Origin of the sequence: Moorena sp. SIOASIH (assembly GCF_010671925.1) — a bacterium.
Taxonomy (GTDB): domain Bacteria; phylum Cyanobacteriota; class Cyanobacteriia; order Cyanobacteriales; family Coleofasciculaceae; genus Moorena.
In genome coordinates this window covers 694,880-712,480 of the sequence record NZ_JAAHIH010000006.1, presented here as the reverse complement: position 1 = coordinate 712,480, position 17,601 = coordinate 694,880, and the positions used below count along the sequence as shown (strand labels likewise).

The following is a 17,601-nucleotide window of genomic DNA, read 5'->3' as shown; positions in this document are numbered from 1 at the left end:
AAAATAAGATTAAAAACTCAATTTTATTGAAATTTGCGATAAATCCCACACAGGCGACTGGGATTAAAGATTTTGGCTTTGAACATGAAGTTAGGAGGTACATTAATGATGATATAGTCATCAGATTGGTGATACTGCTCATATTCCGCTGGCATTCCCTTAGGGGTTGAAGTGGTGTAGGGAACTGGTTGAAACAGTAATTCAGTAAACTCAACCCTTTCCGCTTGAGCCGCTTCAGCTACTTGAGCCAAGAAGTTTTCCCCGGTTAGTAAAGCAAATAACTGGTCTCGGGCTTCTGGAGCTAGGACAAAACTGCTATCGAACTTGTTAACTATCTTGAGGCGAACCATAAGTCAAGGACAATCCTGAACTCTTTAACACAGGGATTATACCTGATCAAGATTCACTCTTGAAAAATACTTCCGTTAAACATAGTCCTGATATCAAGTCTGGTTGAATACCCATAATCTAGGGGAGGGTGGGGAGATGGGGAGATGGGGAGATGGGGAGATGGGGCAGATTTTTATTAAAGGTAATTATCCTGACATGATATGAGTTCTAAGTTTTGAGTTCTGATTTCTGAGTAAGACCTGTCATTGTTCACGAATCCTATAGGATTGCCATAGGAGGACCGACAAGGAATGCCCTTACTGTTTTTTGAAAAAATATGTCAGCCGTCAGCCGTCAGCCGTCAGCATATGCGCGTAGCGCATATGCTTACAAAAATATTACAGTTAACTGTTTACAGTTAACCTGCAACCTGCAACCTGCAACCTTCAACCTGCAACCTGCAACCTTCAACCTGCAACCTTCAACCTGCAACCTGCAACCTGCAACCTGCAACCTGCAACCTGCAACCTTCAACCTTCAACCTTCAACCTTCAACCTTAAACCTTCAACCTTCAACAGTAAACTTAGTCATCCTTCTGAGCCACGTCTGTTCCCCGCTTCCGGATGCGATTCCGTTCCTTGGAGCAATTCCTATTCCCATCTGTGAGTTTATTTTCAAGTTTGCACTGCTCGTAAGTAATTTGGGCAGCGTGGCGTTTTGGCAGTTGATTCTGTTTTTCTAAAGCTTTGTTAAAAAAATCTAAACTTTCTTCCTCCTGCCCCAGTTTTCGCAAAATTTGTGCTTTAAGGTAAAGTACATCTGGGTTGCTTGGTGTTGTTTCCATTGACCGGTCTACATAGTCTATTGCCTTAGAATATTGCTTTAAATCTCGATATCCTACAGCAATGCCTCGATAGGCTAAATAAGAGGGGAAAGCATAGGTTTCTAACTTGTCAATGGCTTGAGATGGGTCAGAAAATGGTAAATTTACAGCTAACATTAAATCCATGTAGCCTGTAATCAAGTTTAGCTCTGGGTCATTAGGATCAATTTCCTTTGCTTCATCCAGATATTCAAAAACTTTCTGTAATTTAGTCAAGGCGCTGATGGGACCTTCTTTTTCAAAATCGTAAGCCCCTTCCAAAAAATAACCGACTGCTGTGTAGAGATTACCCCGCAAGGGATCAGAGGCAATCATTTCCTGAGCAGTATTAAGAGTTTTAGTGCCGTAGCTCTTGAAGGTTTCCCAATCTTGATCTAAGTAAGCTAAAGATGATAACATAGCATAGGTCATGGGTTCTTTAGACTGCCTAGATTCCGATTTTTTTAGATAAGCTTCAGCCTGTTTATAGTTTCCCTCCTTGAAGAAGAAGTCAAAAGCATCTTGAACAGTGTCATCAATGTTCCGAGGATTACTGTCGCGAAAGGGGTCAGCTGCCAAGGTGGGCATTCCCCATAAACCGATTAATACAACTGCTGTGCTGACACAGGCTTTAACTATCCGTTTTGGTGCTCGAAACCGTTGCTTCATCGTCATTCTGGCAATATTAAAAATATATGCTACTAACCCAGTACTGACGTTCCACTTGATGCCAGGTTCCATGGTACCGGAAGTTGGGGGACTTGATGTGTCTTTCTGGACGATTTCAGATCCTTTGACTTTCTGGGAGTAGTGGGCAAAAGCGTCAGGTGCTTCCTTCAATTCTCTCGGGATGATTGACAATTTTAAATTGGCTCATCATACCTGTATCTTCATGATCAAGGATATGACAGTGAAGCATGTAAGGGATATCTGGGTTGATGTAGGTGTTGAAACGAGCTAGGATCACAACCGTGTCCTTTCCCTTGAAGAAAATGCTGTCTTCCCAGCCTTGCTCATAGGGTTCAGGTGGGTGACCATTTCGCTCTAATACTTGAAATTGGGTTTGATGTACATGGAAGACATGGGATCCTGATACAGACCTCAGCGTCCAACGCTCAGTATCCCCAAACTGAATAACATCATCAGTTCGAGCCAGCTTCATCTGCTGGCCATTAATTCCCCAGCCTTTGCCAACCTTCTCGAAGACAAACTCTCTGCTGTGGTCAACTTCATTGGGATCTATTTTTTCAATGGTGTTTAGTGTGGATGGAAGGGGATCAGCCACTGCTGTTAAAGCCCTGTCAGCCCGAAGTTCTAGGACTCGACCAAAGGAAACATCAAGTAAATTCAATCGATCAACATTGCTGAGATCGACAATAATTTCAGCACGATCACCAGGAGAAATCATAATCTGCTCCATTGCAATAGGCTGGTTCAAGTACCCACCCTCAGAAGCAATCATTATCATCCTACCGGAATCGACACTGAGTTTGTAGAGGCGGGCTTGACTGCCGTTGAGAAGGCGCAGCCGAACAAGACCAGCAGGAACATTAATATATGGATCAAGGGTACCATTGACGGTTAAGTAAGGATAGAAAAACCCTTTTCCTTTATTACTGAGGGTAAAATCTAGCTCGCCATCCTTCGTAAAGTCTCTGTCTTGAAGAATGATTGGAATATCATCGATTCCATAGGTTGATGGAAGTTGGCTAGATGTAGGGTTGTCATCATCAATAATCATCAGACCAGCAGCTCCCCGATAGACCTGCTCAGCCGTATGATCCTTTAGGTGCGGATGATACCACAAGGTCGCTGCTTCTTGAATGACGTTGAATTCAGCTTTCCACGTCTCGTCGGGTCGAATCACGCTGTGAGGGCCTCCATCCGCTTCCGCAGGGACATCAGCACCATGCCAATGAGTTGTTGTGTCTTCATCAAGATGATTGGTGACATCAATGACAACCTGATCACCTTGGTAAAGGTGTAGGGTCGGACCTAAGAGACTTTCTTGGTTGTAGGCTATTGTTGGTGTTAACTGAGCCTGATCAAAGTCATGGGATGACCTCCCTAGATCGAGCTGATAGTGAGCGATGCCATCTTCAATACTGGGTTCAAGCAACGGTGGGACTAAGAGCGAATGAGTTGCAGGCGCATCAGTGGTGATCTTTACAGCCGGGTCATCATTAAGCAAGGCATCTACAGTGATTACGCAGCCAATGACGAGAAGACTAAGGATAATGGCTGCAATAATACGATGACGAGGCCGACGGAGAAATAGGTTTTTTGTATGGAACATTTCAGGTTGTCAGAATCAACTTCGTTATCCTGCATCTCAAAGAATTTAATTTTGAGTTATGTAGAACATCTCGTTATGCAAGGGAATGCTGCCGAAGCAACACTTTTTCAATGCTCCATTTTACCAGAAGTTACACGGAAATACGCGGGAGCGTGGTAGCCCCGCGATTTTAATCCGGGGAGGAAACGCGACACGGCAGTTGTAAGTCAGCATATGCGCTACGCGCACGCTGCTTGAGGTGCCGTCAGCCGTCAGCCGTGAGCTAAAAGCTCACGCGTGCGCGTTCAGCTTATTGTATTCAAAAGCACCGATTGCGCTACGCGCACGCTGCGCGAACAGTCGTGTGAGTGTAGCCCATAAACTGTAACTGTTACCTTAACGTGGCCTTTGGCCAAAGGCTAATAGCTGATAGCTGATACCTGATAGCTGATAGCTGATACCTGATAGCTGAGTGCTTACAATAGTAATGTCTATGAAATTTTTAAACCTCCGGAGTCTTGGAAGAGGGGAAGGAGTGGGCAAAAGGCAATGCTATATCTTAGAGACTTAACCTATCATCCACCAGCTAGCTCGACTCCGATCTTGAATGGTCTGAATCTAGAGCTAGCACCACAAGAATTGGGACTAGTGATTGGTGTTAGTGGTTCTGGTAAAAGCACATTATTGGAAATTTTGGCAGGATTAGCCCAGCCCACGGCAGGAAACATCTTTTGGGGAGAAACCGAACTCACAAACGACCACCTACCCCAACTGGCAGGATTAGTGTTTCAGTTTCCAGAACGGCATTTCTGTGGTAAGACTATCCTGGAAGAATTGCGGATGGGACATCCAGAGTTGGGGTCACAGAGGGTTTATGATGCCTTGGGGGAAGTGGGACTGGCTGATTTCCCCCTGCATACTTCACCCCATGCTATGAGTGGTGGTCAGCAGCGACGCCTTGCTCTAGCAGTACAACTGATTCGTCAACCCCATATACTGATGTTGGATGAACCAACCGCTGGATTAGACTGGTCTATGCGAAGACAGTTAGTCAATCTGCTGGCAAAACTCAAAACCCATTGGACACTCCTAGTGGTGACTCACGATGCTAAGGATTTATTGCCTATTGCTGACCGCTGCTGGACTCTTAAGCAAGGGGAATTAAAAGCTGTTGACCTAGCTAGTGCTTAGTGGTGAGGATTGAGTACTTTAGGAAAGGGAGTAGGGAGTAGGGAGTAGGGAGTAGGGAGTAGGGAGTAGGGAGTAGGGAGTAGGGAGTAGGGAGTAGGGAAAAAAAATTATCACAATTTATTTAGGTACTCTATTTAAAAATTAAAGGTTCTTCAGTACCTTTTATGCTAAAGTTCCAGTTAAAAAACTCAGAAAGCTTACTGTACAAGCGATGCAGAGGTGCGACCCGTGGCGAATTTAATTCGCCTACGGAAAACGCACCATTACGGTTTTGAGGGTTTCCCCCATGAGCGACTGGCGTGGTTTCCCCATGAGCGACTGCATCAAGACAGGAAAATTCTGCTATTCAACTAACAAAATTTTATGAATACGGCCTATTCCCACTGTTACCTGCTCCCTGCTCCCTGCTCCCTGCTCCCTGCTCCCTGTTCCCTGTTCCCAGATCCGCTGTTCCCTCTTACAAACTGTTTATTTAGCATAACAAGTACGGTAGAGCAAAAATGACAAATGACCAAAATGTTTTAGTGCTGCCACAAATGACAGAGGTTTGGCAACAAACTCTAAATTGGCAGCCAGCTCCAGAACAACAACAGTTGTTTCAGAAACTCTATGAAGGGATTTTGTCAGGCAATCGCCAGTTGAATTTAACTCGGATTACGGCTCCCGAGGAGTTTTGGGAAAAGCATCTGTGGGATTCTTTGGTAGGATTGGCTCCCATATGGCAGTCTGTAACTCCAGGACAGAGAATTATTGATATTGGAACGGGGGCGGGATTTCCGGGATTACCAGTTGCGATCGCATTTCCTAATACTGCTATTACTTTACTCGATTCCACTCGCAAAAAAATTACTTTTCTCCAAACCTTAATCCCCCAGTTGGGAATTAATAATGTTAAAACTTTAGTTGGCAGAGCAGAAGCCATTGGACAGAAGCGACAGCATCGACACTCCTACGATATTGCTCTAGTTCGTGCTGTTAGTTCCCCTTCTGTTTGTGCTGAATATGCTCTACCACTTCTGAAAAAGGGAGGTTTGGCGATTCTCTATCGTGGTCATTGGACAGATGAAGAAACCGAAGCTTTACAGCCAGCGGTAAAAAAGTTAGGTGGAAGGATTGAATCAGTTGAAAAATTTACTACTCCTTTGAGCGATAGTGTTCGTCATTGTTTGTTGTTGAAAGTATTATCACCAACAGTAGCTAAGTTTCCCCGTGCTGTCGGATTACCAGCACAACAACCTTTGAATTAGAAGATATAGCGGTTTGCGACTTTATTGACTACATATTTATGGGTTTTTAGGGAACAGGGAACAGGGAACAGGGAATAGGGAATAAAGCAGTTGGCATCCAACCTAAGTTATTTATTATTGCTAATTAAGAAGTAAACTTTATCTTTTTTGCCCCATTTTCATAATTAACTTATCTGCAAATCGCTATAAATGACAGTTTATACCCCATTTTTTGGTAAACTAGAATTATCAAAAAAATGGCTTCTTAGGAAAACTCCGATGACTGCCACTACTGCACTGCTTAGCCTCGAAGACTACTTAAGCTACAACGATGGCACTGATCGGCGTTATGAACTGGTGAATGGGGAACTGATTGCCATGTCTCAACCCAAAGGACAACATGGTGCAATTACTGAGTTTCTCAACGATCAATTTCGGGCTGAAATTCAGGCTCAGGGGTTAGCCTGGGTTTCTAAGCAAGGGTTTATTGCCATCGAGTCGCCCCGTGGGGGACGTTGGGATACAGCGCGGATTCCAGATGTGACGGTGGCAACACTGGAGCAATGGCAGGGAATGCTGGATCGAGAGGCGATCATTCGTCTCAACGAATCGCCACCTTTTTTGGTGGTTGAAGTGGTTAGCGAATCGACTCGGAGGACGGATTATCGCAGCAAACGAGTGGAGTATAACTTGCTGGAAATTCGCGAATATTGGATTGTCGATCCGCTCAAAAAGCAGGTTGTGGTGTTGCAGTTGGTCGATGATCTTTATGAGGAAACGGTTGTTGTGGGGGATGAGTTGATTGAATCAACTATTTTTCCGGGGTTACAGCTTTCGGCACAACAAGTGTTGAATGCAGCGCTTTAGAATAAGTAATAGACTTTTAGCCATCAGCCGTTAGCTGTCAGCTGTCAGCTAAGTTCTAAAACCTGAATGCTGAATGCTCTAAGTTGAACGCTCTAAGCACCGAGGAGGAAATTTTATGCCTTCCCCTTTTCCAGGGATGAACCCTTATCTAGAACATCCAGAAGTTTGGCCAGGAGTACATCACTGGCTTATTATTGAACTAGCCAGATCCCTTTCTCCTCAACTGCGTCCGAAATACAGAGTTGGTGTTGAAGTGCGCATATATGAAACTATTGGTGAACAATCGTTGCTCGTTGGCATTCCCGATTTAACTGTCAAAGGGTCACAGGTGACAACTAAACAAGCAATGACTAATGTTGCAGTTGCACAAGCTCCAACTCAACCCCAGACGGTACAAGTTCCTGTGCCTGAAACCATTAAACAAGGTTATTTAGAAGTCCGAGAAGTAGCTACCAAGGAAGTAGTAACAGCTATTGAAATCCTCTCTCCGATTAATAAACGTTCTGGGGAAGGACGCAAGCAATATGAAAGTAAACGAAATAAAGTCTTAGGCAGTTTCACTCATTTAGTAGAAATTGATTTACTGCGTAAGGGACAACCAATGCCAGTTTATAATAGCAATATTGAAACCCATTATCGAATTTTAGTGAGTCGAGGAGACCGTCGTCCTCAAGCTGATTTGTATGGATTTAATTTACCAGATTCTATCCCCTCATTTCCTTTACCGCTGAAGTCTGGAGATACAGAACCATTAGTAGATTTAAAGTTATTATTGAATAATATCTACGACCAAGCTAGTTATGATTTACTAATAGATTATAATGAAGAGCCACTACCGCAATTGTCGGAAGACGACCGGGTTTGGGTTAATACATGGTTAACGGAGCAACAACTGCGATCGCACTAGCCTGGGGTAAGCATATGCGCTACGCGCACGCTGCGCGAACAGCGGTCAGCGGTCAGCCGTCAGCAGTCAGGCGTAGGGTGGGCAAATAATCTTTGAAACACCATTTGATCACTTATCATGTCCATTTACCCACCCGACAAGATCAGCGATCGCACTACAAGAGCGAGTAATCCCCCTCATATCATGTCAGGATAATTACCCTTAATAAAAATCTCCCCCATCTCCCCATCTCCCCACACCTCCCACCCTCCCCACCCTTCCCACACTCTCCATTAATTATGGGTATTCAACCAGACTTGATATCAGTTATCGCTGTCGGGTCATAGCTATTACCCCTTCCACTGTAAAGTCTGAGATAGTGTCAAGGGTCGGGAGTATGTCAGTTTCGGCAAACACCAGTGGTAGTTCCTGGTTTTCCCAAACCCAGATTTGCTGTCGCTGAATATCGATTAGCCAAGCCAGCTGAGTCCCGTTGCTCAAGCAGTGCAGAATTTTGTTCTGTAGGTCTAATGTGCTTTGGTCAGGGGAGCGAATTTCAATTAACCAGTCCGGTGAACCTTGCAGGGGGCCATCTTGATCCTGGAAGCGATCGCGTTTAACAACCACAATGTCTGGTACCGGGGATAAGGGAGGAATGATGCACCGGAGTTCTTGAATCGCTTCGTATGCTTGGGTTTGATTGTTGATGGCGTTTACCAGGTTGCGCTGGAGGCGGGAATGAAACAATGTTGGCATCGGTTTTTGCTTCGGCTGTCCATGGATGAATTCCCAAGCAGGAGAAGCTTCTATGTTGGGTTGTTGGAGAAAAGCATCTAAGGAGTTAGTAATGCTAGGTGATTGCATAATTAAGTTAGCTGAAGAATGCTTAAATGATCGCCTCTGAGCGCCTGGTACAGCCCGTCAGTGTAAGGTACCAACATCTGATTTTTGGTCAATAAAAAAATTGGATATAGTTTAGATAGTATACTTAGAGTATACCACTTTTAGTGGAGAGCTAAGTAATGACATTTATCAGCCCTAAAACCGACTTTGCCTTCAAAAAAATCTTTGCATCCCAGGAAAGTAAACCGATTCTGATTAGCTTTCTCAATGCTCTGGTCTACCACAATCAACCTCTGATCCAAGATTTGGAAATTATTGACCCTTATCAGTCTTCTCCTCTTCCAATCCTCAAAGACTCTTTCCTCGATGTGAAGGCCAAACTGAGTAATGGTTCTTTGGTGATTATTGAAATGCAGGTTTTGCAGGTAGAATCCTTTGCTAGAAGAGTTTTATACAATGCTACTAAAGCTTATTGTCTACAGTTAGGTAAAGGAGAAGGCTACCGTTATCTCAAGCCAGTGATTGCTCTGACGATTACGGATTTTGTCATGTTTCCTGAGCATAATCAAGTAATTTCTAATTTCAAGTTACGAGAAGAGACTACCAACATCAACTACATCGAAAATCACTTGCAGTTAGTGTTTGTGGAACTACCGAAGTTTGAAAAGAACTTGGAGGAGTTAGAGCAATTAGATGAGTTGTGGATGTATTTTTTAAAAAATGCACCTTCCTTAGAGACGGTGCCACCGCAAATGGCCGAAAAACAGGAGTTTCAACAGGCATTTGGGATTGCTTCTGAGGCAAATTTAAGTAGGAAGGATTTGGATGAATTAGGAAAAAGAGAGATGTTTATTCATGACCAACAAGGGCTAGCGATTTTTGCTGAGAAACAAGGTAAGAAACAAGCTAAGGAAGAAATAGCACGCCAACTTTTGCCTTTGTTAGATAATGAAACCATTAGCCAGACTACTGGCTTACCTGTAGAGGAAATTGAGAAGCTGCGAGAAAGTTGAGCGGTTTGAAAGGGGTAGGGTGGGCAAATTATGAAAGTTTGGCAATTTGATCAGTTATCCTGTGGATTTGCCCACCAGACAAGAGCGATCGCACTAAAAATCGGGCGTTGCTGAATTAAGGAATGAATGCACAATCATCTGGTTTTGTTAAAGCCCCCTAAATCCCCCAACTTTGGGGGACTTTGAACGTCTTATTCCCCCCAGAATTGGGGGGTTAGGGGGGCAAAACCATACCCAGAATCAGCAACGCCTAAATTGCTAGTTCATTGTAGAGAGATTCTTGATTGGCACAAACGGTCAAGTTTTTTTGTTCTTCAATATTTATAATCGCTTGTTGCGTCTCTTCATTGAAGTCGTTAAGTGTATAATTTTCTTCTTCAATCCGTTTCTCTCTTTCAGCTTGCTGCAAAATAAGCGCGAGGTGTTTTTGTAAATAAATGGCTAGGGCGTTTTGTTGTTCTTCCGAAAGCTGTGCGATCTGCTCAAAGGTTTCTTGGATTAATTTAGTCATAGATTGTTTTTGTGAAACCGTATTGATTGAATTGTAGCACTCTCAAGAGTGGGTAAAGAGCGATCGGCGAAGCCGCGCCAAAGGCGATCGCACTACATTCTTAATTCTACATTCTTAATTCTACATTCTTAATTCTACATTCTTAATTCTACATTCTTAATTCTACATTCTTAATTCTACATTCTAACAAAAAAAAATAGCCGCAGAACAATGTTCCACGGCTAGGAATTGTTACCTATGTCTCAACGTTGTAAACCCATTCGGACGTGATCCGATGTGATTGGCCTTTGGCCAGGGGGGCAAAGCCCCCTGAAATTTAAGCCCTTAACCCAGCATTAAGTACTTCGTCATTACCGTGATGAATTCCCCAGGAATTTCAGTTGGTTGAAGGGGGCTCCACTCGTCAACTTGGGCATAACCCCGTGCATAAAGGGTATGGATGGTGTTGGTTATTGCCTGGCGGGAGCCCTTAAGAATGTGATTAATCGGGTATTTTTTTTTGGAAGGTTCCTGAGGAGTATTACTAGGAGTAATCTCCTCAGGATTGTTTTCTGGGTTAGGGCGGAAGTTGTCAGACATAGTAAAAAAAACGTTTTAAGGTTTACAAATATAATTATAACGATTATAAATTTATTTGTCAAGGGGTTTTATATTTTTTTTTGGAGGGGTAATTGAAAGAAATTGTACAGTTATGGAATTAATAATGTATAATTAAAAATGTAAAATGTAGAATTAAAAATGTATAATTAAGAATTAAAAATGTAGAATTTCCGACTCCCGACTCCCTGGATTTTTTTTTGTTAGACTAAATCGAAATAGGGTTTTAGGCATCTACTAGTTAATGCTATATAATTAACTGGAGGCTAATCGTTGAGTAATTTAACGGGCTTGATCCAAATCTCAAGCCATCAGGACTTATTGCCCAGTGCAGACGTGGTATTTGTTCACGGACTTGGAGGGGATGCTATAACCACCTGGCATCCCCAGGGAAAACGGGATGATGATGACTACTGGCTAGGTTGGTTAGGAAAAGATAATTTATGCGTTAACATCTGGTCTTTTGGGTATAACGCTGAAGCGACAAACTGGAAAAACAATAGCAGTATGCCCCTGTTCGATCAAGCCAGTAATTTATTAGAGTGGTTAGATATCCACGATATCGGTCAGCGTCCATTAATCTTTATTGCTCACAGTATGGGCGGGCTTTTAGTCAAAAAAATGCTCAACAGTGCGTTGACCTTTAAAAAGCAAGCTATTCTTGAGCAGACGAAAGGGATTGTATTTCTGGCTACTCCCCACACTGGGTCTCATCTAGCTAATTTAATTGATAATATTGGCCTTCTGGCACGAACCACCGTAAGTGTGGACGAACTAAAAGCTCATTCCCCTCAGTTACGGGAATTAAATGAATGGTATCGAGAACATGTTCGGAGTCTAGGAATTGCCACAAAGGTGTATTATGAAACCCAGGCTGTAAACGGGATTTTGGTGGTAGATGAGGATAGTGCTAACCCAGGCATTGAAAAAGTGAAACCGGTTGCGATACCAAAGAATCACATTGACCTATGCAAACCAGAGTCTCAAAACAGTCTGGAATATCTTGGTGTCAAGAAATTTATCGAGGGATGCCTTAAAAAAAAAGAGATAACGTTTGAGTTATCCTGGAACAATTTGTCACCAGAAGCCCAACAGTTAGGATGTCTTCTGAGTTTGTTTGCTCCTGCTCCTTTTCAGTGGTCACTAGTAGAGAATTGTGTTATCAAAACTGAAGATGATAAGGAATCGGAAGAAATAGTTGAAGACTTGGAAAAGTTACGCGATCGCTATCTGGTCGATGGTAATCTGTTGCAACTGACCAAACAGCAAACTTATCAGCTCCATCAACGAATTCGCAAGTTTTTCCAGACCAAGCTGGCTCAATTACCAGAGGCCGATTGCTACAAACAACGCTTTTGTCAAGGAATGGTGGCTGTGGCCAAAAAAATTCCCAAGACACCAACTCGCAATCAGATTGCAGCAGTTACCCCCGCCATCCCTCATTTAGCCGAAGCTGCCACAGTTCTAACTGACTGGCTCAGGGATGAAGATTTAATCTGGCCCTTTGTTGGCTTAGGAAGATTCTATTATGGTAAAGGTACCTATGATCAGTCTGAATCCTGGTATCAGCAATGTTTAAAGATAACTAGAAGCCGCCTGGGTCACGACCATCCCAATGTGACTGAAAGTCTCAACAACCTGGCAGCACTCTACTGGTCAATGGGGCACTATGAACAAGCCAAACCCCTCTTGGTCGAGGCATTAGAGATGAGAAAGAACCTGCTGGGTGAGAACCATCCCGATGTGGCTAAAAGTCTCAAAGACCTTGCAGCAGTCTACTGGTCAATGGAGCACTATGAACAAGCTGAACCCCTCTTGGTTCAGGCATTGGAGATGAGAAAGAACCTGCTGGGTGAGAACCATCCCGATGTGGCTGAAAGTCTCAACAACCTGGGATTTCTCTATAAGTCAATGAGGCACTATGAACAAGCTGAACCCCTCTTGGTGCAGGCATTGGAGATGAGAAAGAACCTGCTGGGTGAAAACCATCCCGATGTGGCCGCCAGTCTCCACAACCTGGCATTACTCTACGAGTCAATGGGGCGCTATGATCAGGCCGAACCCCTCTATCAACAGGCTTTGGAGATGAGAAAGCAGCTGCTGGGTCAGAACCATCCTGATGTGGCCACCAGTCTCAACAATCTGGGATTACTCTACCACTATTTGCGGCGCTATGATCAATCCGAACCCCTCTTACAACAGGCTTTGGAGATGAGAAAGCAGCTGCTGGGTTCCGACCATCCCGATGTGGCCGTCAGTCTCAACAACCTGGCTGAACTCTACTGGTCTCAGGGGCAGTACAATCAGGCAGAAACCCTCTTTGTCCAGGCATTGGAGATTGCCGAAGGTCGGTTAGGGTCAAATCATCCTAAGACTGTAACCATCCGTAAGACTCTGAAACATTTGCACATTCCTGTATTCAGGGAGATAACTCCGATGATAGTTCAACTGTATGTTGGGTTCAAATCCTGGTTTCCTGACTAGACCTCGGAGCAATAGGAATAGATGTGGCATTGCTGAGGGGCGGGATGAATATAGCGCTACGCGCAATGGCATTGGCAAGAGGCAAGAGGCAAGAGGCAAAAGTTTACTACAACAGCGTTTCAGCTTTTATAAATGTCCTAACCTTAATGCGTAGTGCTATATCAGTAGAGTGGGCATCCTGCCCGCGCGACCAGATCAGGAACAGGCAAGTGAATTGAATTTGGGAAAACTCAAAGATGATGCACATGATCATGAGACTGTTATATGAAACCTGTTCTACATCAAGGAAAACTGATAACCTGGAAAGACGATAGAGGCTTTGGTTTCATCAAGCCGAATGATGGTGGTAAAGACGTTTTCTTACATATCAGTGCTTTGAAAGGAGCAAGTCGTCGCCCAAAGGTTGGAGATAGGATTTTATACGAGCAAGTTGGTGAACCCGATGGCAAAATACGCGCTGCCAGAGCCTCCATTCAAGGTGTTGCACCTCGACCTTTGCCAACTAAAAGAAAACCGAGGAAAAGAAGTTTACTCGAAACCGTTCTTGGTCTCGTAATTTTAGCTGCTATGGCACTGTTTACAATGCAGTTCAGTCGTAGTCGTTCTCCCTCACCAATCACATCGATTACGAAGCCAGGATGTATGATAAAAGGCAATATTTCCGTTACAACAGGCAAAAAGTTGTATCATCTTCCAGCGATGGAAGATTATGAATCGACAGTTATCGATCCAGTCAGAGGAGAAAGGTGGTTTTGCACGGAGTCAGAAGCGATCGCAAATGGTTGGCGTAAAGCACCAAGGTAACCACAGCTGCCCAACACTTCCTAAAATAGATATCAATTAAGAAAGCGATAGATATGGCTCCAGTTTCTAATAGCAATACAGCTATAATAATCCGCACAGAATGGGGATTAACCATTGCCGGAACACGTATCACCCTCTACGATGTGATGGATTATGTCACAGCTCAGTATCCACCCAAGTTAATTGGGGATGTTCTTAACCTGACTAAAGAACAAGTAAGCGCTGCTCTATCATATATTGAAGAAAATCGTACCCAAGTCGAAGCAGAGTATCAAACTATTTTGCAGGAGGAACAGGAAAACCGACAGTATTGGGAACAGCGGAATCGAGAACACTTTGCTCGCATTGCAACAATGCCCCCTAAACCCGGTCGAGAAGCGTTGTGGGCAAAACTCCAGGAACAGAAAGCAAGACACGCACAGAAAGCATGATTTTCTTGATTGATCACAATCTTGAGAGACATGCAGTAGTTTTGTTAGGCAACATTGCTAATCAAGGTTGGCTTGAGACTCTCCCCATCCGTTTTGTCTCCTTTCAAGAGGTTGAGCTAGCAATCGATAGCAATGATCGAATTGTTTGGCGCTTTGCTCAAGCCAATCAGATGATTCTATTAACAGCCAATCGAAAGATGAAAGGTAAGGATGCATTGGAGAAGGTTTTGCGTGAAGAAAACAAGTCCAATTCCCTTCCTGTGATCACAATTGGCAATGCTGATCGGGTCTTGGATGAACGAGCCTATCGGGATAAATGTGTAGACCGGCTACTTGAAATTGTGATTGACATCGAGAATTATATGGGAGTCGGTCGGCTCTTCATTCCCTAAGATAGCATTGGAAACCAGTGTTATTATTATTAGAGATTAATTAATTGTAGGGTGGGCAGTGCCTTATACCAATTTCAAAGCTGACAATTATAAAAGTAAGTACTGCCCACCGACAGTAAATGAACTATAAAATTAATCCTCTGGTGGGCAGTGCTTTATACTAATTGAAAAGCTGACAATCGTTAAAGTAAACACTGCCCACCCTACATCTTTCTACATCTGTCTGGTGGGCAGTGCATCACACCAATTTAAAATCTGACAATCGTTAAAGTAAACACTGCCCACCCTACATATCTCTGCCCACCCTACATCTCTCTGGTGGGCAGTGCATCAGACTAATTTAAAACCTAAAAATCATCAAGGTAAGCACTGCCCACCCTACATCTGAATACTGATAGCTGATAGCTGAATGCTGATAGCTTAAAAAATATCCTTCCGCTTCTGTAATCGAAAAGCGATTATTAAATAAACCGCTATGTGTAAACACAGTAGTAGCCAATTAAGAATCAAATTTTGCCAGGTAGCATCATAAACCGGTGTTGCTTCAAAGGGAGGAGGGGGAAGCTTTAATCCAAACCTGGAAGACTGTTCTGGTACCATACTATTCACATTTACCAGAGCACCGTAAGCTCCCATTGACCAACGACTTACCATCAGCCAAGATAGTGTACTGGCTAATCCTTTTAGTTTAAAAATAACACCAGAAAAAATAATCTGGGGTAGCAAAATTAATGGTATAGTATTATTAGCTTCACTTTCATTTTTAACCAATGTCGATACCATCAGACCTAAACTGGTAGCAGCGATAATCGTTAAAAAAGTAGTGATTCCCAAGCCAATTTTCCAATCCAGTAGTTCAGAGGTAGGTGACTTAAACCCATAGAGCACAATAGTAACAATCAAGATAGTTTGTAAAATAGCTAAGCCAGACCGAATCAGTACTTTGGAACCGAGATAGGGAAATAACCCTAAATTAACCAGTCGCTCTCTGGCATAAATACTAGACTCTTTCACAATTTCTTGGAGTGAACTAGATAGTCCAACCCAAAGCGCAGCACAGGTAAAAATAAACAGTACTTGTAGCGCTAGAGGTGCTTGGGTGATCTCTGGAGAATTCAGTTGAGCTAAAGGGTCTTGCCCTGACAACGTCAGAATAATCAAGCTAATCCCAATCGGAGCAGTTAGTAAGGCTAGGGCAACACTTCGCATATCCCGCACTACTAGTTTTAGATAGCGCCGACTGAGCAACAGCAGTTGCTTGAGTTTGAGTTGCTTGAGTTGCTTGAAAACAGAAATACCAGCACTTTTGCTAGGGCTTGACGTCGATAGCAACCTTTGACCAGGACTCAGATGTGCGGAAATGTAAGTCTTGTAAGCAGGTGAGCTGAGAAACCGCTGATGCCAGTTTTCACTATTCTGCTCAAGTTCCTCCGGTGTTTCCCCTTGCTCTAGCTTCAGGTAAATATCAGGGAAGTATCTTAAGTCTGGAGATGGCATCTTAAAAAAGTCCATGGCTTCTGTGGGAGGACCAAAGTAACACAACCGTCCACCCCGACCCATAAACGCAATGCGATCGCATACCTCAATATTCGCAGTGGCATGAGTCACTAGCACCACAGTTCGTCCCTGATTCGCTAATTCTCGCAATAGCTGCATCATTTCCTTATCCAGTCCTGGATCTAGACCAGAAGTAGGCTCATCAAGAAAGAACAGTTTTGGATCAGCCAATAATTCCACAGCAATACTGACTCGTTTCCGTTGTCCCCCACTGAGATTACCCACAACAGTGTTTCTCACAAAATCCAGTTTGACTTGTGACAAAGTTTGCTTCACCACCTGTTTAACATCAGTATCTGGTGGTAATCGTAATTCACAGGCATAGGTTAGTACTTCTTTTACCGTTAAATCCCGATGCACAATATCATCTTGAGGAACATAGCCAATTTGTGAGCGGTACTGATTAAAATGCTGTCGCAAATCTTGGCCATTGATAAATACAGTACCATTAGTAATTGGTGCAATTCCTAATAGAGTTTTCAGTAACGTAGATTTTCCAGTGCCACTACCTCCTACCAAAGCTACTAACTGACCAGGTTCAATCGGCATCGAAACCTGATTCAGTATAGTCCGTTTTTTGCCTAATTTATAATTAACCTGGCGCAGCAATTTATCAGCATCAATTCGAATTTGATTCCCTTGGTCAACTAATTCTAAAGTATCCTGCCTCAACAGTAATATAAACGGACCAATCCGAATCGTATCCCCATCCTTAAGTAAGACGGGTTTATGGATTAATTGGTCATTGATAAAGGTACCATTTCTGCTATAATTATTAATCTGATAATTGCTTGCTGAAATCTTGATGATGGTAGCGTGAAGGGTGGAAACTGTAGGTGCATCTAATTGCCAACAGTGGGAAAGTTCAGGATTAGGAGAACGACCCAATTGCACTGGCCAATTTTGCACACTTGCCAAGGAAAGCTGCCATTTATTTGGCGTCACCCTTGGTTGACTATGGGCAGGATTAAAGTAAGTGAGGCGAATGTAGTCCCGAGGATTTTGTCCAATAGTCAACTCTACGCCATGTTTGAGAAGATACCCATCAGTGATACGAGTGTGGTTAACAAATACTCCATTAGTACTAGGATTTGCCCCATCACCATCAAAGATGCGATAATCCTCTCCCTCTTGAAGCAGAAAAGCATGGCGTTGGGAGACAATAGTCCAGCCTTTTTCAGGAATATCGAAATCTGACCAAGTGCGATCGCGTCCTAATCGATAAAATCCTTTCTCAAGAGAAAAACGAAGTACTTGACCTTGATTGTTTAGCTCTAGATATATCATTGTCATATATAGCACTTTCAATCGGATGAGGTACCTCGCCCTTA

General features: G+C 43.3%; 18 protein-coding genes. 11 read left to right on the top strand and 7 right to left on the bottom strand.

Annotation, left to right across the window (positions count from 1 at the left end):
- Positions 1 to 23 precede the first annotated feature (23 nt).
- Entirely contained in the window at positions 24 to 350 is a 327-nt protein-coding gene (locus F6J90_RS35255) for a hypothetical protein (protein ID WP_293104805.1), read from the bottom strand.
- A 317-nt stretch (positions 351 to 667) separates the two neighbouring features.
- Between F6J90_RS35255 and F6J90_RS35250 the strand changes: the two genes are divergently transcribed.
- Positions 668 to 997 carry a hypothetical protein gene (locus F6J90_RS35250; protein ID WP_293104802.1) on the top strand — a complete coding sequence of 110 codons (330 nt, stop codon included), beginning with the start codon at positions 668 to 670 and terminating at the stop codon, positions 995 to 997.
- On the opposite strand, the gene F6J90_RS35245 is transcribed toward F6J90_RS35250, so the two are convergent.
- Together F6J90_RS35245 and F6J90_RS35240 are read right to left on the bottom strand one after the other, a co-directional pair.
- A complete protein-coding gene (locus F6J90_RS35245) occupies positions 915 to 2,054 on the bottom strand; it encodes a Sll0314/Alr1548 family TPR repeat-containing protein (RefSeq protein WP_293104799.1) in 1,140 nt (379 codons plus the stop codon). The genes F6J90_RS35250 and F6J90_RS35245 overlap by 83 nt on opposite strands.
- On the bottom strand, positions 2,017 to 3,489 hold the full coding sequence (locus tag F6J90_RS35240) for a multicopper oxidase domain-containing protein (protein WP_293104797.1): 1,473 nt from the start codon (positions 3,487 to 3,489) through the stop codon (positions 2,017 to 2,019). Before F6J90_RS35240 ends, F6J90_RS35245 begins: the two co-directional genes overlap by 38 nt.
- A 528-nt stretch (positions 3,490 to 4,017) precedes the next feature.
- Between F6J90_RS35240 and F6J90_RS35235 the strand changes: the two genes are divergently transcribed.
- The 5 genes from F6J90_RS35235 (at position 4,018) to F6J90_RS35215 (ending at position 7,659) form a co-directional block, all read left to right on the top strand.
- A complete protein-coding gene (locus F6J90_RS35235; RefSeq protein ID WP_293104794.1) occupies positions 4,018 to 4,659 on the top strand; it encodes an ABC transporter ATP-binding protein in 642 nt (213 codons plus the stop codon).
- Positions 4,660 to 5,022: 363 nt separating this feature from the next.
- The gene (locus F6J90_RS35230; protein WP_293104791.1) at positions 5,023 to 5,163 is read left to right on the top strand and encodes a hypothetical protein; all 141 of its coding nucleotides are present in this window, start codon (positions 5,023 to 5,025) and stop codon (positions 5,161 to 5,163) included.
- A complete protein-coding gene (gene rsmG / locus F6J90_RS35225) occupies positions 5,160 to 5,906 on the top strand; it encodes a 16S rRNA (guanine(527)-N(7))-methyltransferase RsmG (RefSeq protein WP_293104789.1) in 747 nt (248 codons plus the stop codon). The genes F6J90_RS35230 and rsmG overlap by 4 nt, the downstream gene beginning before the upstream one ends.
- 258 nt (positions 5,907 to 6,164) lie before the next feature.
- Positions 6,165 to 6,752: a Uma2 family endonuclease gene (locus F6J90_RS35220; protein ID WP_293104786.1), complete on the top strand. Its 588-nt coding sequence runs from the start codon at positions 6,165 to 6,167 to the stop codon at positions 6,750 to 6,752.
- Between the two features lie 115 nt (positions 6,753 to 6,867).
- Positions 6,868 to 7,659, top strand: coding sequence for a DUF4058 family protein (locus tag F6J90_RS35215; RefSeq protein ID WP_293104783.1), 792 nt, complete (start codon positions 6,868 to 6,870; stop codon positions 7,657 to 7,659).
- Between the two features lie 306 nt (positions 7,660 to 7,965).
- On the opposite strand, the gene F6J90_RS35210 is transcribed toward F6J90_RS35215, so the two are convergent.
- Positions 7,966 to 8,502, bottom strand: a complete 537-nt coding sequence (locus tag F6J90_RS35210) for a Uma2 family endonuclease (RefSeq protein WP_293104780.1) — start codon at positions 8,500 to 8,502, stop codon at positions 7,966 to 7,968.
- Between the two features lie 158 nt (positions 8,503 to 8,660).
- Here F6J90_RS35210 and F6J90_RS35205 point away from each other — a divergent pair, with 158 nt between their 5' ends.
- Positions 8,661 to 9,494: an Rpn family recombination-promoting nuclease/putative transposase gene (locus F6J90_RS35205; protein ID WP_293104777.1), complete on the top strand. Its 834-nt coding sequence runs from the start codon at positions 8,661 to 8,663 to the stop codon at positions 9,492 to 9,494.
- 250 nt (positions 9,495 to 9,744) lie between these two features.
- Here the strand turns inward: F6J90_RS35205 and F6J90_RS35200 are convergent, their stop codons facing one another.
- Entirely contained in the window at positions 9,745 to 10,005 is a 261-nt protein-coding gene (locus F6J90_RS35200) for a hypothetical protein (protein ID WP_293104774.1), read from the bottom strand.
- A 324-nt stretch (positions 10,006 to 10,329) separates the two neighbouring features.
- Complete coding sequence (locus F6J90_RS35195) at positions 10,330 to 10,584, bottom strand: hypothetical protein (RefSeq protein WP_293104771.1); 255 nt, start codon at positions 10,582 to 10,584, stop codon at positions 10,330 to 10,332.
- 291 nt (positions 10,585 to 10,875) lie between these two features.
- Between F6J90_RS35195 and F6J90_RS35190 the strand changes: the two genes are divergently transcribed.
- From F6J90_RS35190 to F6J90_RS35175, 4 genes are all read left to right on the top strand, one after another.
- Positions 10,876 to 13,086 carry a tetratricopeptide repeat protein gene (locus tag F6J90_RS35190; RefSeq protein WP_293104768.1) on the top strand — a complete coding sequence of 737 codons (2,211 nt, stop codon included), beginning with the start codon at positions 10,876 to 10,878 and terminating at the stop codon, positions 13,084 to 13,086.
- 264 nt (positions 13,087 to 13,350) lie between these two features.
- Positions 13,351 to 13,890, top strand: coding sequence for a cold shock domain-containing protein (locus tag F6J90_RS35185; protein WP_293104765.1), 540 nt, complete (start codon positions 13,351 to 13,353; stop codon positions 13,888 to 13,890).
- Between the two features lie 53 nt (positions 13,891 to 13,943).
- Positions 13,944 to 14,321 carry a DUF433 domain-containing protein gene (locus F6J90_RS35180; protein WP_293104762.1) on the top strand — a complete coding sequence of 126 codons (378 nt, stop codon included), beginning with the start codon at positions 13,944 to 13,946 and terminating at the stop codon, positions 14,319 to 14,321.
- Positions 14,273 to 14,713: a DUF5615 family PIN-like protein gene (locus F6J90_RS35175; protein ID WP_366513970.1), complete on the top strand. Its 441-nt coding sequence runs from the start codon at positions 14,273 to 14,275 to the stop codon at positions 14,711 to 14,713. Before F6J90_RS35180 ends, F6J90_RS35175 begins: the two co-directional genes overlap by 49 nt.
- Positions 14,714 to 15,133: 420 nt before the next feature.
- Here F6J90_RS35175 and F6J90_RS35170 read toward each other — a convergent pair whose 3' ends face one another.
- Positions 15,134 to 17,557 carry an ATP-binding cassette domain-containing protein gene (locus tag F6J90_RS35170; protein WP_293105305.1) on the bottom strand — a complete coding sequence of 808 codons (2,424 nt, stop codon included), beginning with the start codon at positions 17,555 to 17,557 and terminating at the stop codon, positions 15,134 to 15,136.
- Positions 17,558 to 17,601: the final 44 nt, after the last annotated feature.